The sequence below is a fragment of the Phyllobacterium sp. CCNWLW183 genome (genome assembly GCF_037203775.1).
In the GTDB taxonomy this organism is placed as follows: Bacteria; Pseudomonadota; Alphaproteobacteria; order Rhizobiales; family Rhizobiaceae; genus Phyllobacterium; species Phyllobacterium ifriqiyense.
This window is the reverse complement of record NZ_JBBCBN010000001.1, coordinates 80,241-103,279: the sequence shown is the minus strand read 5'-3', so window position 1 is coordinate 103,279 and position 23,039 is coordinate 80,241. Positions and strand designations below refer to the sequence as shown.

Below are 23,039 nucleotides of genomic sequence, written 5' to 3'. Positions count from 1 at the left end.
CAAATTACATCATCGCACGAAGGAACATCACCATGCGAGGATCCTCGCATCCGAGAAAGTGCAAATGCTCAAGGAAATAAGCAGTCTTGGTCCGAACTTCGGCTAGGTCGCGAGTTGGATACTGCAGTAGTGCATCAAGCGCCGCTTGTTCGTTCTCGAAAGCTGCCTGCACAGCGGCTTCTCCGTCACTTGCAGTGTCCACTCTGGCGACCGCATCAATATGGCATTGGATCAATGAAGCGAGCTCCACCGCATTGGTGAAAAGAGAGGCACTGGTGGTTTTGGAAACGTTTTGCATGCGGTTGCTCCTCCAGTGATAACGATGTAACATAATACAAATTGCATGATGCTAACCAAAAGTCAATACAAATTGTATGAGGTTTCGATGGTTATGAATGTGGCGCAAATACGAGCGGCCCGTGGCCTACTTGGTTGGTCCCAACAAGAATTAGCTGATGCTGCTGGCGTTGGCCGTGCCACAATTGCAGATTTCGAGACGGGCAAGCGGACGCCCTATGCCCGCACGATCGAGGAAATGCAGCGAGCTCTTGAATCCGCGGGAGTGGTCTTCTTGGAAAGCGATCAAGCGATGGGTGAAGGCGTACGGTTTTCAGGCGTCTAGCTATGTTCTGTGCTGAACGGGGCGCCGGAGCGCCCCTACCCCATTTACTGATCAGTTCTCGTCTGAAGAAAACTCCGGAACCCGGCGTTCGGGTTTGATAACCGTCTGCTCAGGCGTCCGGCCTCCCCTCGGAGAAGCAGACGACAGTTCCCAACCTGCAGGTTCATCTGGAAGCTTGAAGCCGAAGACATTCCCAAGAGGTTCACAATCCTCGCGGGTGAGGCTGCTGTTGTGCGGGCGGTATATCCTGTTTGTCACTCAGCACCGGATATTCCTTGACCGCTCCCAAACCACCGGATTGGGGGCGGTTTGCGTTTGTGGGGTCCGGCCCTGTTGGCCGGCCCAACGTCAGCGATTTTCTGACTATCACTGCTCCGACCTTGGGGTGGCCTTCAGGGCCATCCCCCTGACAAGCGTAGGTCATGCCGCACCGTCCGGCTGTGCCCGCAAGACTCGTTGAAGATTTAGTTCGTGGCTTACGGCGCGTGTATAGGCTTCGATTTCGTGTTGAACCTGCTCGGGCCTAACACGCTTCGAGGCGAGCTCTTTTCTGATTTCTGCAACGTGACGCTGCCAAAATCTTTTGGCTTGGTGAAATTCCTTGGAGCGTAGATCGAAAGCAGTTTTCCGGACCAACGCATTGCGTCGATCAAGTGGGAAGACGAATAGCTCCCCGGTTTTTGTTTTGGGATTAAAGAGATCAAGCTGCATCACAACCTCCCACGTGCGAGGCGGCTGTTGGTATCTTCAATGGTAATGGGACCACGGGTGTCCATACGAATCGGACCACAGGTGTCCATATGATTAATCGAGAGGTCGGGACCACGGGTGTCCATATGAATCTCGAACTGAAAATCACAATCCGGCAGATGTATTTGGCTTGGAAGGGGCTGGGGTAGAGCGAGTTTCATGACACGCGACCGAACGAGTTTCCCGTTGGCATTCTTTCGCCACCCAAACTCCAACGTGATGATTCCTAACGCCTCAGCCGTAGCCACGTCGCGTGAGATCGTCTTTTGACTGCAAAAGCCTGATCTTTGTGCGAGATAGTGATTGCTTTCTTTTATCGTTCCCGTCTGCCAGTTCACGACTTTTTTTGTGACAGCGAGAAAACGGAAGCTGACTGCATGCCGATCTGCAATTTGCATTGCAACATCGTGCCAACCATCGAAAAGATCGTAACGAGCCTTATTTTCCGTCGGCCACTGCAAAGGGAAAGAGCGGCAAGGTGCGAGCCTTTTGCGGAGCCCGGATCTTGGCCGTTCATTGTCGCCGTCGTCATCCACCAATGGGTCGAACGGCTTGATACCACTGGTGAGCTTTCCGATGGGCGCAGCCATCACATGACCCTCGCATGGATCAGCTTGGCTTCCTCTGCCTGTTCTGTCGTCAAGCGGAAGTGGATTCTCAGCTGTAGTATGGTTCGCTCTGGCGGCCTCCTCTGAGAGGCCAGCCAGCGGGCCGCTGCTTGCGCAGCACGGTCCGACGTAGGGGCCGACATGCTCATGCGATCACTCTGTCGCGTTGAGCCACGCGGGAAGCGATCCATTGATCTATTTCATTGGCAACAAATGCTTTACGTCCGACAGTAACCTGTACTGGTTTGGGGAAATCTGATTCTTTGGTGAGTAGCCAAAGAGCTGTCCGACCAATACTGAGGCGCTTGGCGACATCTTTAATTGAAAGCAGTTCCATGTCCGATCCTCTTTGTTTGAGTTCGGATATGTAAGTTCACTACTTTTGAAGCCGTCACAACATGGAGAAAGCGACGCTACTTTTCGGCGGCACTTTCCCCATGCGGCCCATCGGCTATCAAACTTCGAACAAATTCTGAAAAATTTGCATCTTCCCTGGTCCGCCGCCGAGGATAAAATGTCCTGATTGCGTGTTCAGCCGCCCCCAGCGGCACTTTCGTCCGAAGTACAGGTTCAGTTGCTGCTAGAAGGAAGAGTACGAGGGGTCCACTAGGATTCTGGATATCTGGGGCATCTTTTTTTGCAGTAGAGCTGCGAGCAATCCGTCTACCACTGTTCTCCCAAAATTCTAGCAGTCGAATGGCAAGCAGTCGTGGAATTGCCGGGGTCCGTCCCTTCGGGAGAAGATGCTCGTTTTCGACCATCACAGAGTCCAGAAACTCAATAGCAACTAGTAAATGGCCTCTTAAGGAAATTGGATGGCCATTCTCCTCGAAATCATTCCTAAAATCTTTTTCGCCTCCATCCCCTTCGATTTCCCTCAGTAAATTTTCCGCTGCTACGGCAATTCGGGTATTCTTACCGAGGTCGACGGCAACGTGTTCTTCATTGTGCTTAAGCCACTCGCCAACGATTCGCTCCACGTTCGATACAGTGCTGTGATCCTCAGAACATCCCAAGATCTTTGCCAATCGGTTTTTTTCCTGCGCCGAATATCCAAAGCCTTCAGTCATCGCTGTGCCTTCGCGAGGCTGAAAATCTTGGAAGGCTCGTCCTTTGCAAGCGCGACAACGTGTTCGGCCCACACATCCAAGGCACGGCGCTTCTCGCGCTCATATTGATTGCGGTTGTATACACCAGCAACGCCCGCGCGGAATCCACTTATGTGATTTAAAACAGCTTCCACGATATGCGGTGCAACTCCTAAACCAGCCATTCCTGTTGCCACTGTGCGGCGGATATCATGGGGCGTCCAAGGTCTGTCAACTATCTGCATCTTGAGGCGTGCTGCCTTGGCGATAGCATTGCTTTCAATTGGGTCGCCTATGCGAGTGAACAGCGGCCGGTTATCTTCCTCATCGTCATTTGCAAGGTCAAGCGCCTGCTCGACGATGGCCAAGGCTGCTGGCGACAGCGGCACAATATGGGCAAGGCCGTTTTTTGTTCGCTCCTTGGGGATGGACCACAGCGCCCTATCTGTATCGATTTCGTTGCGGGTAATTCCACAGACTTCACCTGATCGTTGTCCAGTCAGAAACAGCAGTCGAAAGATGTCCGCGGTTTGAGAACTCAATGACGCGTCAGGAAGCGCTTTCCAGATTGCCCGCACTTCGCCGTCCGATAATACACGGTCGCGCTTGACGGCCTTCCCCCGCGGTTTCACGCCTATTGCGGGTGATGTTGATATATAGTCGCCATCGACCGCCCAATTAAACATCTTGCGGACAACGGCAAGGATCTGTGTGGATTGCGCCAAATGTCCGGCCTCGGCCTTTGCCTCGATGATGTTGAGAATATCGCGCCGTTTAACGGCTAGTGCCTTCATTTGCCCGATCTCGGGATAAACTTCGACCTTTAACAGCCGTTCATCTTCAGCCCAGGTCTTTTTGTTCCGTTTGGCGTATTTGTCGATGTACAGCCCACCGAGTTCCTTAACCGTCATAGCATCGCGTCGAGCGCGTTTCTCTTCCGATGGGTCATGGCCCTCTGAAACGGCCGTAACCATCTTGAGGGCGCCTGTACGTGCCTTCTCCAACGTCATGGTTGGAAACCGCCCTAGCTTCACCCGCTGCTTGCTACTGTCACTCTCGCGTGTATAGACGACATTCCAGGTCTTGGTTCCATTCGGCGATACCCGCAAGGATAGGCCGCGGACCATATCGTCCTGAAAGTCAGTTCGCTCTTCGACCTTTACGGTTTCACAAAAACGAGCAGTTAAATTCTTACGAGGCATCGAGCTCCACCTACTTACGTTCGACCTACTTATCTTGTTTTGGGTTCTGTATGGGTTCCAGAAATGCAAAACTCGTTGAAACAACTGTGAACAAGGTAGAACACATAACGCTTTGAAATGCCAGTGTTTACTGTGTATTTATGTTTATGGCTGTTCGTGGGTGTTTGGTCAGACGCCACTTTTAATCAGTAGGTCCGGGGTTCGAACCCCCGCGCGCTCACCATCATTCCCGCAAAATATCCTATTCTCTTCGAGCGGTAATTATCCAGGCGCGGGAGTCAAAGAGCACCCCGTCAGTGGTCATATGAGCCTCAAGCAGGTTGCGCAGCCGTTGCAAGGCAGGTTCGGGTGCTTCATTCGTTTGAGCAAGCATATCCTTTATAGAGAAGATTTCCATGAGAGCGTCAAACGCGCTGTCGACAGATGCTCCGTAGAATACCGGTTCCCGCACGTCGATAAAATCGACGGATACAAATCCTGCGGTATTGAGAAGCTTTTTGGCGGTACCAGGTTCACCAAGGGAAAACGCCTTCCGGGTTTCCGGTGAGGCCATCGTGGTCGGAGCTACGGTTCGCCGAATGGCGCCAGACCATTCATTTTTATCCTGGTTCTGCCATACCATCCATGCCAGTCGCGCATCGGGACGCATGGCGCTGGCAATATTTGCAAACGCGGCAGCCGGATCAGAGAAGAACATAGCGCCAAACCGGCTGATGCAAAGATCGAATCTGGCTTGGGGAAATACGTGGCTTTGGGCGTCGCCCTGCTCAAATGAAACATTTTTGAGTCCAGAATCATTTGCCCGTTGCCTGGCAACTTCCAGCATATCGCTTGACGTATCCACACCAATCGCCTTGCCATTGACAGCAAGGCTGGCGGCATCGCGCGTGGTTTGTCCTGCCCCGCAACCCACATCAAGCACATGGTCACTCACTCCAACGCTGGCAGCGGCAATCAAGTGTTTGGTGTGACGTTTTAATTCTGCGTCATAGAAATCTGCACGATCCAACATTTGAACCTCTTCTGGTTTCTGCTGTCATTGCCGGCGGTTGCTTCTTTGGCAAGACTGGTTGCATTATAGGATCAGTTATGTAAGTTCACAACCAATGTAGTTGCTGTTCGTTTGAGACGAGGCTCGAGGCATTGACACCTCAGATGCTGTGCAGGGGGATGACGAAATGAATGAACGGATCATCATTGCTGACAATGTTGAGATCGCCACGCAGGCTTTTGGAGATCCAACCCATGAGCCTGTTCTGCTTATCATGGGCGCCATGGCTTCCATGTTGTGGTGGCCGGAGGGGTTTTGCAAGCAACTCGCCGCCCAAAAACGCTACGTCATTCGTTATGATAATCGGGATACCGGCCTTTCGACCGCTTATGAGCCGGGAAACCCTGATTATACAATGGACGACATGGCTCAGGATGCATTTCGCGTGCTCGACGCCTACAATATCAAAACCGCACATCTGGTCGGTATGTCGCTGGGTGGTATGATCGCGCAAATGGCCACTTTCGCCCATCCTGAACGCGTAAAAACGCTGACCTTGATCTCAACCACGCCCATCGGCGTTGATACCTCCAACCTTCCGCAGACGAGTAGTGCCTATATGGAGCACGCAGCGACAGGCGAGAGTGTTGATTGGACCGATAGCGCTCAGGTCATAGATTTTATTGTTAAAGATACGCAGATGATTGCAGGTACACGGCATCCCTATAATGAGATGCAGGCCCGTAAACTCGTAGAGCATGATGTGAAGCGTGCTAAAAACTTCGCCAGCGCTACCAATCATTTCATGTTGAAAGGTGGTGACAGCTGGGACAACAAGCGCGACGAATTAGCTAAACCTCTTCTCGTTGTCCACGGCACAGCGGACCCGATTTTTCCGATCGAGCATGGCGAATTGCTGGCACAAAGCGTTCCAGGTGCAGAACTTCTCCGTGTTCCAGGTGGCGGCCATGAAATTCACCTTGAGGATTGGGATGACATTATTCGCGCTATCGGCGCTCACACAGGGCTTAACTGCCGCGCCTAACTTTTCTGGCGGACTTAGTTTTCTTGTTCCGTTGGGCCAAGAAGCCTGTCTCTTTCGCTTATAAAAGTATCAAGCGCCTGATGACCCTTGACTGTCCAGAAAGCGGCTTCCGGCTCGTAATCATATCCCATGAGTTTGGGGGGAATATCCACAGTGGAAAAATTCTGAATCGTTTTGCTTGCAAAGTCGCAGACGTAAAACGGTAGAATCTGGTCGATATGATATTTGGGTTTCTTCCCCAAGCTAACTGCTATCGAAACGGCAATTGCATTTGCCAATCGCATTGAACCTGGCGAATTATTTAAAAGAACGGCAGATGCAAGAATTTTGCGCCACGGATGTTTTTCATTCCTTCTAAATATGAATGCTCCGCTTTGATGGTCGAAATCAGATGGAATTATTGGCCAGGGAGACCGATTCATCACGGCGTCGACATCAATCATAAGAAGGCGTTCGACACCAGCTTCCAGAATTAAAGGCGCTAGCAGGAAGCGTGCGGCGGTATAATAGATTTCACGGCGTGGCAGCCCCTCTGCCAGTGCGCATGGATCAATAGAATAGGTCAGCCTCACGTGCTTGAGAGTCTTGGAAAGGGTAGCCGCTTCCTCGATGACCTTGCCGGAAGGTTGAAGAAGCAGAAGATGGAATGCCTCAGGCTGACCTAGACGTTCGATGGATTTGATCAGCCCCAGAGCGAAATTGTAGAAATAGCGATCATCGCATGCTGCCAGGAGAACATTACCTGAATTTGGCAAATTTCCCTTTATACTTTCACGAAACAGCTCTGTTTCTCGGGCTCTGACCTGTGGCAGCTTTAACGCCTGCCGAGCATTCCGCTTCAACATCCAGCGAAATAATAGTGAATGTCTCTTTTCCGATTTAGGTATGGGAGCGGTGGATTTGGCAGACATGCGATCATTTCTATAACTTTGAGCGTAGTTTCACCTCAATCTATAACACAACCATTATCGCGAAGAAGGGCTTCAGAGCCAGATCAGAAATCCTTCCCATGAGTCTCAACAGCGAAAGGCTGGATGACTCTGAAATCTGCAATTGATGATCTGATTCTAACCATTCGCATCGGGAAGCGCTTGACACTGGATACCTTAAATTTGATAATGGAACATATCATGAACAAACGGGGGTTCTATAGTGGCGATCGTCGATCTAACGGCGTTAAGACGCGATATTGCGTCTTTAAATGAGCAAGGCACGCAAGGTGTGTCTGGCTCTGCCTTTGATCTTGGCTGCCGGGCTGTAGACGGCGTATTTCGGGGTGGCCTTCAGCGAGGCGCTCTGCATGAGGTTTTTGCGAAGGAAAGTGGGGACGCAGGAGCCGCAACAGGTTTTGTTATTGCCCTCGCCTTGCGCGCATCAGCCAACCTAAGCCCCATTCTTTGGATTGAAGAAGATTTTACAGGCAATGAACATGGCTTTCCCTATGCTCCTGGCCTGCATTATTTGGGTCTCGACCCGGAGCGGGTGATTTTCGTTCGGTGCTCCTCGCCTCATAATGTTTTAAAGGCTGCAGCAGACAGCCTTGGCATTCGCGGTATGGGAGCAGTTATTATTGCGCCGTGGGGCCATCCCAAATGTCTGGATTTGACTGCCTCGCGAAAATTACTGCTTAGCGCACAACAGGCAGAAGTGCCCGCCTTTCTCCTGAGGCTGGGAGCTGTTCCGGGTGAAAATGCTGCCGTCACACGGTGGTTAATTCGTGCTGCAACCTCACAATCCCCTGGTGCAAACGCGCCGGGCAACCCTGTTTTTCAAGTCCAACTCATTCGCAACAGGCAGGGCAACACAGGCCAATGGCTATTACAATGGGAGAGTGAAAATCATGTTTTCCAACGGATCGAGCCGGTTTTTGGCTCTGTGGTTTCCACATCTTCCTACGGATCGTCTCAAACGCGAAAATTCGCAGCGCGACCGTTCTGATCAGTATCTCATTGTTGTTGACAAGATTGCCAATACTTTACGGCTGGTAGCGGTTGATCAGAGAGCTGCAAAAGCAGGTCTATACAAAAGCATGACTTTGGCTGATGCACGTGCGCAGTTTGAAAAGCTGGATATCGCATTTGCCTCACCTCGTCAGGATTCCGCATTTTTGGAGCGTCTGGCAGATTGGTGTGATCGATACACGCCTCTGGTCGCTTTTGACGATCCGGATGGTCTTATCCTCGATATTACAGGCTGTGTTCATCTTTTTGGGGATGAGCACACTATGCTCAAGGATATTCACAATCGTCTCAATCAACAGGGCGTGGCGGTAAAATCAGCCATCGCAAGCAATGCAGCCTCTGCCCGTGCCTTTGCACGCTATTCATCCGGCGGTGTCATCGGCGATGATGAAGAAAAGAGACTATATAAACTGCACCTTGCCTGTCTTGAGGTAGAAGCAGCACATCTTGCTGGTCTGAAGCGCGCAGGTCTGCTGCATGTTGGCGAAGTCGAGGTTCTGCCCCGTGCTGCCCTTGCTGCCCGTTTCGGAAAAGAGCTGATCAATCGCCTGGACAGTATTTTTGGCAGGCAAGACCAGCCAATTTCTCCGCGCCGTATTGTGCCTGTCTGTATGGTTGAGCGACGCATGGCCGAACCTTTGGTTGTTATGGATTCCGTCGAGCTTTTACTTCAATCCCTTGGCGATGAACTTTTCAGGCAATTGCAAACCCGTGTTCAAGGTGCGCGTGAAATCGAAGCGAGCTTTTTTCGTGTTGATGGAAATGTGCGACGGATTCGTATTGAATCCGGAAGGCCGCTTGTAGAGACAAAAACATTACTGCGATTGCTTAAAGAGAGGCTATCAAGCTTGGCAGAACCTCTGGATGCAGGCTATGGCTTTGATATTGTTCGGCTCTCTGCTATTCGAACAGAACAAACACATGCGCTGCAGAAAAGTCTCGACAATACGCGGCAAGAGACAGAAGCATTTGATGCGCTCATCGATAGACTTTCTATAAGATTGGGCAGTTCGCGTGTGTTGCGACCTGTTGCTATTGATACGCACATTCCTGAACGTGCTGTCATGCTTGAAGCTGCAGCCGGGAATAGATCGGATCAATCAGTTCAGTGGTCACCAGAACATTACCCTGGAAATCCTCCCGAAAGACCAATCAGACTGTTTAATCCACCCGAACGCATTGAAACGACATCGGGAATTCCTGACGGTGCACCGGCGCGCTTTACGTGGCGCCGCGTACAGCACACGATTGTTTTAGCTGAAGGACCCGAGCGTATTGCACCAGAATGGTGGCGCGAGCATGCGGGTGCTCTCACACGCGACTATTACCGGGTTGAAGACAATCAGGGAAAGCGTTTTTGGGTATTCCGCGAAGGTCTGTATGAGCGAGGCGATCCCACCCCCCGATGGTATTTGCATGGGATTTTTGCCTGATGGATTATACTGAGCTTGCCGTCACCAGCAATTTTTCCTTCCTCAAGGGGGCGTCGCAACCCCAGGAACTGGTTCTGGCTGCAACTCTTCTGGGGCTTAAAGGCATTGGTATTGCCGATTGCAATACACTTGCTGGCGTGGTGCGAGCCCATAGCGCCAGAAAAGAAATCAAAAAAGAACAAGGTCTTTCAATAGACCTCTATATTGGTTGTCGGCTAAGTTTCACTGACGGCACGCCTGACCTTGTTGTTTATCCGCGAGATCGCCCTGCTTACGGTCATCTCTGCCAGATTTTGAGTGTGGGAAAGCACCGTGCCAAGACCAAAGGGGAATGCCATCTGCTTTTCGAAGACTTTCTGTTCAAGGCAGATAATTTTCAGATAGCTGTAATGCCTCCCGAAAATCCCGATGAAAGCTTCACGGACTTCCTAAAAAAACTGGCTTTTGCGGCGGCGGATTGCGTTTGGCTTGGTCTGGTAATGCCGCGCAAAGGAGCCGACAGGCGTCACGGTGAAAAACTGGTTCGAATTGCAGCCGATGCAAACATTCCATTTTTGGCAGTTAATGATGTGCTTTATCACACTCCTGCCCGGCGGCCACTTCAGGATGTGCTGACCTGTATCCGTGAGCATGTTACGATAGAGACAGCTGGCCGCAAACTGGAAAAGAATGCAGAGCGGCATCTGAAATCGCCAACCGATATGCTGTATCTCTTTCGGTTTTTTCCGGAAGCACTTGAAGAGACGCAGCGCTTTGTGAAGCCGATCAGTTTTTCTCTTGATGATTTACGCTATCAATATCCTGATGAACCTGTTCCACCCGGCAAAACACCCCAGCAACATCTGATCGATGAAACATGGATCGGCGCCAATAAACGCTATCCGGATGGCATTCCCAAAAATGTGTCTACGATCCTGGAAAAAGAACTGACCCTGATCGGGGAGTTGGAATATGCGCCCTACTTCCTGACTGTTTATGACATTGTTACCTATGCCCGCTCACAAAATATCCTTTGTCAGGGGCGCGGTTCCTCGGCCAATTCTGCTGTCTGTTATTGTCTGGGCATTACGGCCGTTGATCCCGCCACAAGCAACCTGCTTTTTGACCGGTTTCTTTCGAAAGAACGTAAAGAACCGCCCGATATTGATGTGGATTTCGAGCATGAGCGCCGCGAAGAAGTCATGCAATGGATTTTCGAGCGATATGGGCGCGACCATGCTGCTATCATTGCAACCGTCATCAGTTATCGGCCGCGCAGTGCAATCCGTGATGTTGGGAAAGCACTGGGCCTGACAGAAGATGTCACTGCCGCTTTGGCCAATATGGTTTGGGGTAGTTGGGGATCGGTCGTTGAAAAGCAGGAAATAAAGCAGGCTGGACTTGATCCTGATAATGTCATGATCCGCCGCACCATAAGGCTTGCCAAGGAACTGCTTGGTTTCCCACGTCATCTTTCCCAACATGTTGGTGGTTTCGTCCTCACGCAGGAACGTCTTGATTTGACCGTTCCGATAGGGCCCGCCGCCATGAAAGACCGTACTTTCATCGAATGGAACAAGGATGATATTGACGAACTCAATATCATGAAAGTCGATGTTCTTTCGCTTGGCATGCTCACTTGTATCCGCAAGGCCTTTGATCTCATTCATCTACACGGTGGTAAACGCTATGGACTTGCGGACATCCCATTGGATGATGACGACGTCTACAACATGCTCTGCAAGGCAGATTCCCTTGGGGTCTTCCAAGTGGAAAGCCGTGCACAGATGAATATGCTGCCGCGCCTTCGTCCGAGGAAATTTTACGATCTGGTTATTGAAGTCGCCATAGTAAGACCGGGACCCATTCAGGGTGACATGGTTCATCCCTATTTGAAGCGGCGCAACAATCCTGATTCTGTTGTTTATCCTTCACCCTCGCCTGATCACGGACATAAAGACGAATTGAAAGAGGTTCTTGTCCGGACGCTTGGAGTTCCTCTCTTTCAGGAGCAGGCGATGAGTATTGCCATCGTCGCAGCAGGTTTTACCGGCGATGAAGCCAATCAATTGCGCCGCGCCATGGCAACTTTCCGGCATGTGGGAACTATTCACAAACTGGAAAACAAGATGGTGGAAGGCATGGTTCGCCGAGGCTATGAAAGGGATTTCGCTCAAAACTGCTTCAACCAGATCAAAGGATTTGGTGAGTATGGTTTTCCTGAAAGCCATGCTGCGAGTTTTGCCATCCTGGTCTATATTTCATCTTGGATTAAGTATCATTATCCCGCTGCTTTCGCTGCGGCATTGTTGAACTCACAGCCTATGGGTTTTTATCCGCCAGACCAGATTATTCGCGATGCGCGCAAGCATGATGTCGAAGTACGTCCTGTAGATATTAATTTCAGTCATTGGGACAACACATTGGAATCAAAGGAAAATGGTGTTTTATGCACAAGACTCGGTTTTCGTCAGGTCGACGGTTTTTCAAAGCCTTGGGCCGACTTGATCTGTGAGAGAAGAAAGCAAGCCTATACCGATATTGAACAGGTAAGGCGTCTGACGAAACTTGAAAGACGGGCTTTTGTCTTGCTTGCTGATGGAGATGCATTTCGTTCGCTAGGTATCGACCGGCGAGAGGCACTTTGGGCCGTGCGCCGCTTCCCTGACAACACGACGTTGCCCCTATTTCATGCGGCTGAAACAAATGAGTTGGCTACGGAAGCCAAAACGGTTCTTCCTCAAATGAAACTCTCTGAGCACGTCATTGCCGATTACGAATCGACAAGGCTTTCGCTCAAAGGGCATCCGATGCAGTTTTTGCGAGAAATGTTTGCGTCAGAAGGCGTTTCCACATGCCAATTTGCAAATAGTCTGGCGAATAATAAGCGCGTCAAACTGGCTGGAGTGGTGACTGTTCGGCAAAGGCCTGGAACTGCAAAAGGCGTAGTCTTTATGACTATTGAAGATGAAACAGGCATCTCCAACATTGTCATCTGGCAAAAGCTCCTCAACATTTATCGTAAGGAAGTGATGGGATCTCGGCTGATCCAGATCGAAGGAATAGTTCAAAGCGCCGATAATGTCGTGCACATCGTTGCCAGAAAGCTTATCGATCGGACTGGCGACCTTTATCGTCTCTCTGAGCAGCGGGCCATTTTGCCCGTATCACGCAGTGACGAAGTCAACCATTCTGTCCAGGGAGACGCGCGGGCGCGTCATCCCAGAAATGTTCGCATAATGCCGAAATCTAGGGATTTCCATTAATTCGGATATTGTCGAATTTGGCATCCGGCACGACAATCAGTTTCCCGACAAAGGATTTGGCCATGAAATCCGTTTGTGCGCGGTGAAACTCAGAAAGCGGATAGACGCCGCCAACAAGCGGCCGGATCTTGCCTTCTTCGATATAGCGCACGATCCGGCGGAAATCTCCCCGCGTGCCCTGCGATGAGCCATGCAAAGCCAGTTGTTTAAGATACATGGTGCGAAGATCGAGCTGCACAACAGGTCCAGCAATTGCTCCGGCTGTGGTGTAACGACCCTCAGCTCTGAGAATGCGCAGCAAATCGTTGAATATTGAACCGCCAACAAGATCGGCTACGACGTCAATTGGCTCTCCGCCGGTCGCATCATTCACCGCTGCCACAAGGTCATTGGTGCCCCGTGTGATCACTGCTTCAGCGCCAATGTCGAGCAATGCCTGTTCTTTGCCCGCTCCCACAAGCGCATAGGGAATTGCACCCCGTGCCCTTGCAAGTTGAACAATACCGGAGCCCACGCCACCTGATGCGCCAGTAACAAGCACTCGCTCTCCTGCCCGCAATCCGGCACGTTCCAGCATCTGTTCGCCGGTTAAATATGCACAGCAGAAGGTGGCAAGTTCGATATCACTCAAATCCGTGTTGACGTAATGGGCATTTTCAACCGGCACGGTTACATATTCGGCATAACCGCCATCGCGTCCATGACCAATATAATCGATATCGGCAAGACTATCATCATCGCGATTATAGATGGAAAAATCGACCATTACGCGTTGCCCGATACGCGCCTTGTCGACGCCCTCGCCAACAGCAACAATCGTCCCGACTATGTCAGTCCCCTGAACGCGCGGAAATCTTAATGTCGGCTCTTGTCGGCGCCAGGTTGAAACGGCGCCAGCATCTTCCTCGGTGCCGTAGGCGCCTTCCCGCACCCAGACATCCGTATTGTTCATACCGCAGGCGGTTATTTCGATAAGAACCTCGCCCGGCGCAGGTGTAGGAACCGGCGTGTTCTCATTGTAAATCAGCTTGTCGAGCCCGCCATGGCCAATGAGTTGTATAGCGGCCATGGTCTGCGGAATGTTTTGCTCTTTCATGGTGAACCTCAGAGCGTTTTTGCAATCGACTCGACCGCTTTGGCCGCGGCATTGACAACCGTATCAGCCTCGTCCCGGGTCAAACATAATGGTGGTGCAAAGCCCAGAATATCGCCTTGTGGCATGGCCCGCCCAAGCACGCCAAGTTCAGCCAGAGCTGCCGCAATGCGTGGTCCGACTTTCAATGCAGGGTCAAAGAAACTCCTATCGTCTTTGTCAGCAACAAATTCTACGGCGGCGAGCATCCCGTCACCGCGCACTTCACCGACGATGGCATTCTCTGCCAAGGCTTCAGTCAACTGCTTGCGGAAATAAGCACCGGTTTCACCGGCATTTGCCACAAGATCGAGCTTGTCGATAAGTTCGAGATTGGCGATACCAGCCGCGGTGCAGATCGGATGTGCTGAATAGGTCCAACCATGCCCGATTGCACCAAGCATATCGGATCCCTTGACCAGTACCTGCCAAACCTTGTCTGAAACGATGACGCCCGAGAGCGGTGCATATGCTGAGGTGAGCCCCTTCGCGATGGTGATCAGATCGGGCTTAATGCCATAATGATCCGATCCGAACATTGTACCCAAACGGCCAAATCCGGTAACCACTTCATCAGCTACGAGTAAAATGTCGTATTTGTTGAGTACAGCCTGAATTTTTTCCCAGTAACCTGCTGGCGGCGGGACAATGCCGCCTGTACCAAGAATTGGCTCACCGATGAAGGCTGCGACTGTTTCCGGTCCTTCTGCAAGGATCATCTCTTCCAGCTTGTCGGCACAATGTTGCGAAAATTGCTCTTCGCTCATCGAACGATCTTCGCGGCGGAAGTAATAGGGTGCTTCCGTGTGGAGAATTGGCGCACGCGGCAGATCAAAGGCATTATGGAACAGCTCAAGCCCTGTCATGCTGCCGGTCATGATTCCCGAGCCATGATAGCCACGCCAACGGGAAATGATTTTCTTCTTTTCAGGACGACCCAGAACATTGTTGTAGTACCAGATCAATTTGATGTTGGTTTCATTGGCGTCAGAGCCGGAAAGCCCGAAATAGACCCGGCTCATTCCTTCCGGCGCGCGATCAATGATCATCTTGGAAAGTGTTATTGATGCATCCGTGCCATGCCCGACATAGGCATGGTAATAAGCAAGCTCGTGAGCCTGTTTTGCAATGGCGTCGGCGATTTCGGTTCGGCCATAGCCAACATTGACGCAGTAAAGCCCCGCGAATGCATCAATACTGGTGCGACCGGTACTATCCGTAATATGAACGCCCTCACCGCTTTTGATAATACGCGTTGGTGTTTCACCGCGCGCATGAGCGCCCATATGAGTTGACGGGTGAAAGAAGTGGTCCCGATCCCAGGCGTTCAATTCGTTCGAGCGTTCAAGCATGGTACTATCCTGTTCTTCTAAGTCAGTGAGTGTCGATGCAGAGATATTTTAGTTCTGTGAAAGCCTCGATTCCGTGCCGCGATCCTTCGCGCCCCAGCCCGGACTGTTTAATGCCCCCGAAGGGAATTGGCGCGCCGGTGATTTTCACCCGGTTTATCGCGACCATTCCATATTCGAGGCTACGGCCAAGACGCAGCATTCGCGCCCCATCCTTGGTCACGGCATAAGCAACCAAGCCATATTCTGTATCGTTGGCGCGCTGAACGACCTCTTCTTCCGTATCAAATACGGCAAGAGCCGCCACAGGGCCGAATGTCTCTTCGCGCATGATCAGTGCATCTTCTGGTACATTCAAAAGAAGCGTGGGCTCATAAAATAATGCACCGGCGTGATGGCGCTTGCCGCCGACAGCGCATTTCGCGCCTCGTGCCACGGCATCCTCAACCTGCTCTTCAACCTTTTGAACAGCGCGTTCATGCATCAGAGGACCGATATCAACGCCCTCAGTCAGTCCCGGAGCGACCTCCAGCTTAGAAATCCGCCTGGCAAATGCTGCGGCAAAAGCCGCATGTATTGGGCGCTCAACATAAATCCGGTTTGCAGCGAGACAATCCTGTCCCGAAGTGGCGAACTTTGCATCAATGGCGATGTCTACGGCGCGATCAATATCCGCATCGGCAAACACGATAAGCGGTGCATGACCGCCCAATTCCATCACGAGAGTTTTCATGGTTGGCGCACATTGCGCCGCGATAAGCCGGCCAATTTCTGTTGAACCGGTGAAGCTTAACGCCCGGACGCGCGGGTCTTCGCACATGCGTCCAACCACTGTTGCAGCGTCGCCTGTCACAATATTGAAAACGCCAGCAGGAATACCTGCACGATCAGCAAGCTCTGCCAGAGCAAGCGCCGAAAGCGGCGTTTCCGATGATGGATGCGCAACGACAGTACAACCAGCGGCCAAGGCGGCGGCTGCCTTTCGCGTCAGCATGGCTGATGGGAAGTTCCAGGGCGTAACAATCCCGACAACGCCAATTGCCTCGCGGCGAACAATCATCTCAGCGCCGGAAAGATGACTTGTTACATTCTCGGCGTTTAAGCGCTTGGCCTCTTCCGCATACCACTCGATAAAGGAGGCGGCATACTCGATTTCGCCACGCGATTCACTGAGCGGCTTGCCCTGCTCAAGGGTCATGATCAAAGCCAGATCATCCTTCGCAGCCAATATGAGTTCGTACCACTTCCGCAATCTTGCCGTTCGCTCTTGAGGGAGAAGCGCCCGCCAAGCCGGCCAAGCTCTCACGGCAGCATCAACGGCAGTCGAAGTTTGATCCGCATTGAGCTTGGATACCCAGGCTATAGCAGCACCGGTTGCAGGGTCAGAAACTTCAAACGTCTGTCCTGCATCACCTGCGGTCCAATGGCCGTCGACATAGGCCAGTTCGCGCAGCATGCGCCGGTCGGTCAGGCGATCAAGGGCGGCATGGCGATCTGGTCGTGCAAAGTGAGCGGACATTCAACTCTCCCGGAATTGTTCGGTGCAAGGGTCGCACAAATCGGAAGAGAGACAGCCTGTATGAGACGCCGGGATAAGAGAGATTGTCTTTATTTCGTAACACTGAAAGAGAGATTGACTAGCTATTATCCGCGTCGGTCAACAACTCTGCCACAGGCAATACCGCGTCATCTTTGACGGTCTTGGTCACGATATAGGTAAAATACCGGTCTATGCCGATTTCGCGTTGCAAAAGGTCATCCACCAGTCGCTGATATGCATCGATATCGCGAGTCATGACTTTGAGAACGTAATCGACGCCTCCTCCGACCGACCAACAGGCAACCACTTCTGGCAGCGTTTTGATTGCGCGTTCAAACCGTTCGAAATCCGCTTGTTTGTGCGCACCCAGAGTAACTTCCATGAGCACGGTCGTAATGGGCGCGATAAGCCGCAACGCGATACGGGCATGATACCCTGTAATGACACCTGCCTTTTCCAGGCGGCGCAGGCGTGTCCAGCAGGGTGTCGGAGATATTCCCACCCGTTCGGCCAGTGCAAGCTTGGTGATCCGGCCTTCCTGCTGGATTTCATCAAGGATGCGTATATCGATTGGATCTAGCTTGATTGAGGTCATGATACGCCCGTTGGATTCATGTTATAATCATGACGTTGTGATTTTTTGATTGTCAATTGCACTGACTTCGATCACTTATAAATCATGACATTGTGGCAACCAGATCCGACAAGCCTTCGCCGTCCAGCCTATCTATCGCTGGCAGAACAGATTGCACGTGCTATCGCTGATGGCAAACTGGAAGGTGGCGCCCGTCTGCCAACGCATCGACGAATGGCCGATGATTTGCGACTTTCGGTACAGACTGTCAGTCGCGCCTATGAAGAATTGATTCGCCGCAATTTGATTTCGGGCGAAACCGGGCGTGGTACATTCGTCTGTCAAAACAGCCGTGAGCCGGATCCTCCCTATCTGCCGGAACGACTTGGCGAGGTTATCGATCTGTCCATCTTGAAGCCCATATGCGAGCCAATGCATTTGGAGCGCATGAAAAAAGCCCTGGCGTGGCTGTCGGAAACCCTGCCTCCAAGTTCGGCTTTGTCATTCCGGCCAAATGTTGTTTTCCCACGCCACCGTACCATCGCAGTGGAATGGCTGCGCGCGTGCGGACTGGAGGTGGCGCCTGGGAATATCAGTGTAACAAACGGTGCGACTGCTGCCATGACGGTCGCCTTGATGAGCGCAGCGCCACCCGGTTCGAAGGTCGCGACGGAAGGGATAGGGCATCACACATTGACGCCGCTAGCCTCCTATCTTGGCCTTACGCTTGAAGGCCTTGCCATCGATGATCAGGGCATTATTCCGGAATCGCTCGACGAATGCTGCAGGGTCACCGGTATCCAAGCAGTTTTCGTTCAGCCCTCGGTTATCAATCCGACCGGGACACTGATGGGCCTGGAGCGGCGAAATGCTCTGGTGGCTATTGCCCGCAAGCATGACATCGCGATCATCGAGAGTGATGTGCTGGGCCCGCTTGTCGAGCATCGTCCGCCTCCCATCGCATCAATTGCGCCAGAGCGAACGCTCTATTTCACCAGTTTCACCAAGATCGTCATACCCGGCCTGCGGATCGGCTATTTGGTGGCACCTGATCGCTATGTCGCTGCTGTTGCCAACAGGCATCTTGTTTCAAACTGGATGGCGACACCGATCGTTGCAGAAATTGCGAGCCGATGGGTATCGGACGGCACGGCCATGGAATTGGTCAACTGGCAGCGTGAGGCGCTGCGGGCCAGACATTCCGTTGCTGCCGAAGTCTTGAGCGGCATTCCCTTCTTGTCACATCCGCAAAGCCTGCACATCTGGTTACCTCTGACTGGCGAGCGGACTGAAGAAGCTTTTGTGGCGCATGCAAGGCTGCAAGGAGTTGCCATCGCACCCGGCGCGTCCTTCCGCATCTCAAATTATCCGTGGCATCCGGCGGTACGGATCTCGCTCGGCTCAACAACTGAGCAGGAGCTGCGGTCCGGACTTGGTGTTGTTGCCAATCTTCTTCGTGGCGACCTTGAACATCTGCTCCTTGCTATTTGACCAAACTGCCTGATTTTTCATCACGATCAGTTAAATTGTCATGATTTAATTTTAACAATTGACATGATTTCATAAGTCTCCCATCGTTAGCGCATGAGGTTGTCTCAACCAGAAGGGAGACACGCATGCCACCATCCGCAGCCGCACCAATCATCGAGATTGACGGTATCAGTAAAAGTTTTGGTGCGTTCAAAGTTTTGAACGACCTGTCATTCAGTGTAGCACCGGGCGAAAAGCTCGCTCTCATTGGACCATCGGGCTCGGGAAAGACTACGATCCTGCGCATCCTCATGACGCTTGAGGGAATAGATTCCGGAACGATCCGCGTTGCCGGCGACAATCTTTATCAGATGGAGCGTAACGGAAAGCTGCAACCAGCGGATGACGCGCATCTTCACAAAATGCGCGAAAAGATTGGCATGGTCTTTCAGTTGTTCAATCTGTTTCCGCACAAATGCGTGCTCGATAATGTGACGTTAGCGCCCATGCTGACAAAGGGCGTCGCGAAAAAAGATGCCGAGCAGCACGCAATGGAATTGCTGGACATGGTTGGGCTTGCGGATAAGGCGAAATCCATGCCGTCGCAGCTCTCCGGTGGCCAAAAACAGCGCGTCGCAATTGCCCGTGCTTTGGCCCTCCAACCGAAGATCATGTTGTTTGACGAAGTTACATCTGCCCTCGATCCAGAACTCGTGGAGGAAGTGCTGAACGTGCTTTGGCGTCTGTGCCGCGAAACAGACATGACAATGCTTCTCGTTACCCACGAGATGGGTTTTGCCCATGATTTTGCTGATCGCGTTCTGTTCTTTGATCGCGGTCGAATTGTCGAGGATGGCAAGCCCGACGAAATTTTCAGACATCCGAAGCAGGAAAGAACACAGGCCTTCCTGAAAAAGATCATCGCCGCAGGTCACCGCATCTAACAGGCCCTCGGCGATCCTACAAAAAAGAAAACCAAGGAGTTGGGAACATGATGAAACTACAAACGATCAGTGCATTGTTGGGAGCCGCAGCATTGTCTGCTCTGGTTTCTTCAATGCCGGCAAAGGCTGACGAAGCGCTCGACAAGTTGAAAGCGCAAGGCTTTGCCCGCATTGCAATTGCAAATGAACCGCCATTCACGGCCGTTAAGGCCGATGGCAGCGTATCGGGTGCCGGTCCGGATGTTGCTCGTGCGGTGTTCAAAAAGCTCGGCGTCAACGATGTCGTTGCTTCAATTTCCGAGTATGGCGCCATGATCCCCGGTCTTCAGGCTGGCCGTCATGATGTTGTTACTGCTGGTCTTTTCATGAAGCCAGAACGCTGCAATGCAGTGTCCTATTCGGAACCGATCCTTTGTGACGCCGAGGCATTCCTCGTTAAAAAAGGCAATCCAAAAGGCTTCAAGAGCTATGCGGATATTGCTAAGGATGAGAAAGCTACAATCGGCGCGCCGGGCGGCGGTACGGAAGAGCGCCTGGCTCTTGAAGCAGGCGTACCACGTGAGCGCGTTATTGTTGTGCCGGACGGCCAGAGCGGTTTGAAAATGCTGCAGGACGGTCGCATCGATACATATTCCCTGCCCGTTCTTTCAATCAATGATCTGGTCAAAAAGGCAAATGATCCGAACATCGAGGTCATTGCGCCGGTACAGGGTGCCCCTGTTTATTGCGATGGCGCGGCTTTCCGCAAGGGCGACACTGCTCTGCGTGATGAGTTTGACAAGGTTCTTGCCGAGATGAAGACATCTGGCGAATTTGCCAAAATCATAGAGCCATATGGTTTCTCGGCAGCGGCAGCCATCTCGACCAATCGCGAAAAGCTTTGCGCCGCCAAATAAGGCCGCAAGCAATGCCGCTTCGCTTAAAGGTGAAGCGGCTCTTTCCTTTACTCTTACAAAGGTGGCGAAGCGATGGGCCAATGGGCCGGCTATCTGCAACTTATCCTCGACGGCGCAATCGTCACCATCCAGCTGACGCTGATGGGCTCAGTGCTGGCATTGGTAATGGCATTTCTCGCCGGGCTTGGGAGATTATCTCGCATCGCTCCCGTTCGCTGGCTTGCGACGGCCTATATTGAATTTTTTCGTGGCACGTCGATTTTCGTACAATTATTCTGGGCCTATTTTGTGCTGCCGCTCTTTGGCTTTTCGCTCACGCCGTTGCAGGCGGGCGTGCTTGCGCTGGGCCTGAATGTAGGCGCTTACGGCGCAGAAGTAGTTCGCGGAGCAGTCAAGTCCATTGGTAAAGAGCAATACGAGGCTTGTATCGCGCTCAATCTGACACGCTGGCAGGGCCTGCGCAAAATTATCCTGCCGCAGGCATTCGTCCTGATGCTTCCGACATTTGGTAATAATGCCATTGAGCTTTTAAAAGCTTCAGCTGTCGTATCGCTCATATCGCTTTCGGATATGACATTTCAGGCCCAAGTCGTACGTGCGCAAACCGGCAATACACTCGTCCCGTTTCTGACGATCCTTGTGCTATACTTTCTTATCGCCAGCATCATCTCCCTCGCAATCCGTGGTCTCGAGCGTTACCTGACGCGCGGCCTAGACGGCATCAGGTCATAGGAGGCGAAAATGGAATGGGATTGGGCTTTCGTCGTTCAAATTCTTCCAACGCTGATCGAAGGCGTGAAAATTACCATTATTGCCACCCTGCTCGGGTCGGTCCTGGCCGCGATTGTTGGGCTTGTTATTGCCATTATACGCCGTTCCAGCAACCGGCTGATATCAATGCCAATGGGTTTTATTGCCGAGTTCATTCGCGGCACGCCATTGCTGGTGCAGCTCTACTTCATTTTCTACGTGTTGCCGGACCTCGGGGTTACGCTTTCGCCGCTCGTCGCAGGTGTCATCGGGCTCGGGCTGCATTACGGTACATACACGGCTGAAGTGTACCGCGCTGGCATTGATAATGTGGCGCGCGGCCAATGGGAGGCGGCAAAGGCATGCAATCTTAGCCCTTTCCAGACATGGACCCGGATTATCATGCCGCAGGCATTGCCGCCGATGATCCCGGCTTTGGCTAACTATTTCATCGCCATGTTCAAGGAAACCCCGCTGCTTTCAGCGATCACGGTACTTGAGTTGATGAACCAGGCTCGCAGCATCGCCAACTACAATTACAGATATATTGAACCGATCACGATGGTTGGTGCGTTCTTCCTCGTCATTAGTGTCGTTTCTGTAATCGGGCTGCGTTGGCTGGAACGCCGATATGGCAAGATCGATTGAGGAGTACAAAGATGGACTCGTTCCCGACTATTCGCCAGACGGACTTGCATCTTGATTTTGATGATCGGCCTTTATCAAAGCGCGTCGGCCTCCTCATTCTTGCCACCGATCACACGACCGAGCCGGACTTTCAGCGTATGGTGGCCAGCAGCAATATTGGCCTTTACACGTCACGCATTCCCTATGCCAATCCAACCACACCTGGAAATCTGCGGCGTATGCTTCGTCCGATGAGCGAAGGCGCATGGATGATCCTGCCCGACGAAGAGCTTGATGCAATCTGTTATTCCTGCACATCAGCCTCTGTGGTCATTGGCGATGATGAAATTGAACATGCCATTCGGCAGGCCAAACCGAACGTGCCTGTGGTTACGCCCACATTGGCCGCCGTTAAGGCATTGGAGGCGTTCGATGCGAAAAGGATCAGCATTCTTACGCCTTACACGCTTGAGACCAGCACTCCAATGGCGAGCTATTTCAGCGACAAGGGCTTTGAGATTGCGAATTTCAGCTGCTTTGGACTGGATGATGACCGGGAGATGGCAAGGATCAGCACAAAGTCATTGATCTTGGCTGCACGCGAAACAATCGCCAGCGATGCGGATGCCCTGTTCATATCTTGCACTGCCGTTCGCGCAGCGGTTGTGGCGGCAGAAATCGAGCAGGCGATTGGCAAGCCAGTTGTGACCAGTAATCTTGCAACCGCATGGGCAACTCTGCGCATATGCGGTGACCACTCGTTTAAGCCTGAACGCGGCAGCCTGATGGCTCAGCCCATGGCAAGCTGGTGA

At 52.0% G+C, this 23,039-nt stretch carries 23 protein-coding genes; 11 read left to right on the top strand and 12 right to left on the bottom strand.

Annotation, left to right across the window (positions count from 1 at the left end; translation table 11 throughout):
• Positions 1–4: 4 nt before the first annotated feature.
• Positions 5–298 carry a hypothetical protein gene (locus tag V9K95_RS00515; RefSeq protein ID WP_336440142.1) on the bottom strand — a complete coding sequence of 98 codons (294 nt, stop codon included), beginning with the start codon at positions 296–298 and terminating at the stop codon, positions 5–7.
• An 87-nt stretch (positions 299–385) separates the two neighbouring features.
• Between V9K95_RS00515 and V9K95_RS00510 the strand changes: the two genes are divergently transcribed.
• Positions 386–622: a helix-turn-helix transcriptional regulator gene (locus V9K95_RS00510; RefSeq protein WP_336440143.1), complete on the top strand. Its 237-nt coding sequence runs from the start codon at positions 386–388 to the stop codon at positions 620–622.
• Positions 623–1,042: 420 nt separating this feature from the next.
• On the opposite strand, the gene V9K95_RS00505 is transcribed toward V9K95_RS00510, so the two are convergent.
• From V9K95_RS00505 to V9K95_RS00480, 6 genes are all read right to left on the bottom strand, one after another.
• Positions 1,043–1,333: a DUF6074 family protein gene (locus V9K95_RS00505; RefSeq protein WP_336440144.1), complete on the bottom strand. Its 291-nt coding sequence runs from the start codon at positions 1,331–1,333 to the stop codon at positions 1,043–1,045.
• A complete protein-coding gene (locus V9K95_RS00500; RefSeq protein WP_336440145.1) occupies positions 1,333–1,962 on the bottom strand; it encodes a hypothetical protein in 630 nt (209 codons plus the stop codon). The genes V9K95_RS00505 and V9K95_RS00500 overlap by 1 nt, the downstream gene beginning before the upstream one ends.
• Positions 1,963–2,125: 163 nt before the next feature.
• Positions 2,126–2,317, bottom strand: coding sequence for a helix-turn-helix transcriptional regulator (locus tag V9K95_RS00495; protein ID WP_336440146.1), 192 nt, complete (start codon positions 2,315–2,317; stop codon positions 2,126–2,128).
• Between the two features lie 76 nt (positions 2,318–2,393).
• Positions 2,394–3,050: a hypothetical protein gene (locus tag V9K95_RS00490; protein WP_336440147.1), complete on the bottom strand. Its 657-nt coding sequence runs from the start codon at positions 3,048–3,050 to the stop codon at positions 2,394–2,396.
• Entirely contained in the window at positions 3,047–4,270 is a 1,224-nt protein-coding gene (locus V9K95_RS00485) for a tyrosine-type recombinase/integrase (RefSeq protein WP_336440148.1), read from the bottom strand. Before V9K95_RS00485 ends, V9K95_RS00490 begins: the two co-directional genes overlap by 4 nt.
• 241 nt (positions 4,271–4,511) lie before the next feature.
• Positions 4,512–5,282 carry a class I SAM-dependent methyltransferase gene (locus V9K95_RS00480; protein WP_336440149.1) on the bottom strand — a complete coding sequence of 257 codons (771 nt, stop codon included), beginning with the start codon at positions 5,280–5,282 and terminating at the stop codon, positions 4,512–4,514.
• Between the two features lie 166 nt (positions 5,283–5,448).
• On the opposite strand from V9K95_RS00480, the gene V9K95_RS00475 reads away from it, so the two are divergent.
• Positions 5,449–6,306, top strand: a complete 858-nt coding sequence (locus V9K95_RS00475; protein ID WP_336440150.1) for an alpha/beta fold hydrolase — start codon at positions 5,449–5,451, stop codon at positions 6,304–6,306.
• A gap of 14 nt (positions 6,307–6,320) precedes the next feature.
• On the opposite strand, the gene V9K95_RS00470 is transcribed toward V9K95_RS00475, so the two are convergent.
• On the bottom strand, positions 6,321–6,878 hold the full coding sequence (locus V9K95_RS00470) for a hypothetical protein (RefSeq protein ID WP_336440151.1): 558 nt from the start codon (positions 6,876–6,878) through the stop codon (positions 6,321–6,323).
• 580 nt (positions 6,879–7,458) lie between these two features.
• On the opposite strand from V9K95_RS00470, the gene V9K95_RS00465 reads away from it, so the two are divergent.
• From V9K95_RS00465 to V9K95_RS00455, 3 genes are read left to right on the top strand one after another with little or no spacing between them, the layout of a single operon-like run.
• Positions 7,459–8,244 (top strand): ImuA family protein, encoded by a 786-nt coding sequence (locus tag V9K95_RS00465; RefSeq protein ID WP_336440152.1) that lies wholly within the window; start codon positions 7,459–7,461, stop codon positions 8,242–8,244.
• Positions 8,147–9,700: a Y-family DNA polymerase gene (locus V9K95_RS00460; protein WP_336440153.1), complete on the top strand. Its 1,554-nt coding sequence runs from the start codon at positions 8,147–8,149 to the stop codon at positions 9,698–9,700. Before V9K95_RS00465 ends, V9K95_RS00460 begins: the two co-directional genes overlap by 98 nt.
• On the top strand, positions 9,697–12,945 hold the full coding sequence (locus V9K95_RS00455; RefSeq protein ID WP_336440220.1) for an error-prone DNA polymerase: 3,249 nt from the start codon (positions 9,697–9,699) through the stop codon (positions 12,943–12,945). Before V9K95_RS00460 ends, V9K95_RS00455 begins: the two co-directional genes overlap by 4 nt.
• Here the strand turns inward: V9K95_RS00455 and V9K95_RS00450 are convergent.
• The 4 genes from V9K95_RS00450 to V9K95_RS00435 all read right to left on the bottom strand — a co-directional run bounded on the left by V9K95_RS00450 (position 12,929) and on the right by V9K95_RS00435 (position 17,561).
• Positions 12,929–14,041, bottom strand: a complete 1,113-nt coding sequence (locus V9K95_RS00450; protein WP_336440154.1) for an alcohol dehydrogenase family protein — start codon at positions 14,039–14,041, stop codon at positions 12,929–12,931. The two genes, V9K95_RS00455 and V9K95_RS00450, sit on opposite strands and share 17 nt — an antisense overlap.
• A gap of 8 nt (positions 14,042–14,049) precedes the next feature.
• On the bottom strand, positions 14,050–15,429 hold the full coding sequence (locus V9K95_RS00445) for an aspartate aminotransferase family protein (protein WP_336440155.1): 1,380 nt from the start codon (positions 15,427–15,429) through the stop codon (positions 14,050–14,052).
• Positions 15,430–15,451: 22 nt separating this feature from the next.
• Positions 15,452–16,945 carry an NAD-dependent succinate-semialdehyde dehydrogenase gene (locus V9K95_RS00440; RefSeq protein WP_336440156.1) on the bottom strand — a complete coding sequence of 498 codons (1,494 nt, stop codon included), beginning with the start codon at positions 16,943–16,945 and terminating at the stop codon, positions 15,452–15,454.
• A gap of 118 nt (positions 16,946–17,063) precedes the next feature.
• Entirely contained in the window at positions 17,064–17,561 is a 498-nt protein-coding gene (locus V9K95_RS00435; protein ID WP_336440157.1) for an Lrp/AsnC family transcriptional regulator, read from the bottom strand.
• A gap of 84 nt (positions 17,562–17,645) precedes the next feature.
• Between V9K95_RS00435 and ehuR the strand changes: the two genes are divergently transcribed.
• The 6 genes from ehuR (at position 17,646) to eutA (ending at position 23,039) form a co-directional block, all read left to right on the top strand.
• The gene (gene ehuR / locus V9K95_RS00430; RefSeq protein ID WP_115053130.1) at positions 17,646–19,031 is read left to right on the top strand and encodes a MocR-like ectoine utilization transcription factor EhuR; all 1,386 of its coding nucleotides are present in this window, start codon (positions 17,646–17,648) and stop codon (positions 19,029–19,031) included.
• Positions 19,032–19,156: 125 nt separating this feature from the next.
• Positions 19,157–19,954 (top strand): ectoine/hydroxyectoine ABC transporter ATP-binding protein EhuA, encoded by a 798-nt coding sequence (ehuA, locus tag V9K95_RS00425; RefSeq protein ID WP_115053131.1) that lies wholly within the window; start codon positions 19,157–19,159, stop codon positions 19,952–19,954.
• Between the two features lie 47 nt (positions 19,955–20,001).
• Entirely contained in the window at positions 20,002–20,850 is an 849-nt protein-coding gene (gene ehuB, locus V9K95_RS00420; protein WP_370878820.1) for an ectoine/hydroxyectoine ABC transporter substrate-binding protein EhuB, read from the top strand.
• 72 nt (positions 20,851–20,922) lie between these two features.
• Positions 20,923–21,582, top strand: coding sequence for an ectoine/hydroxyectoine ABC transporter permease subunit EhuC (ehuC, locus tag V9K95_RS00415; protein ID WP_115053132.1), 660 nt, complete (start codon positions 20,923–20,925; stop codon positions 21,580–21,582).
• A 9-nt stretch (positions 21,583–21,591) separates the two neighbouring features.
• A complete protein-coding gene (gene ehuD, locus V9K95_RS00410) occupies positions 21,592–22,248 on the top strand; it encodes an ectoine/hydroxyectoine ABC transporter permease subunit EhuD (protein ID WP_336440158.1) in 657 nt (218 codons plus the stop codon).
• An 11-nt stretch (positions 22,249–22,259) separates the two neighbouring features.
• Positions 22,260–23,039, top strand: a complete 780-nt coding sequence (gene eutA / locus V9K95_RS00405; RefSeq protein ID WP_115053134.1) for an ectoine utilization protein EutA — start codon at positions 22,260–22,262, stop codon at positions 23,037–23,039.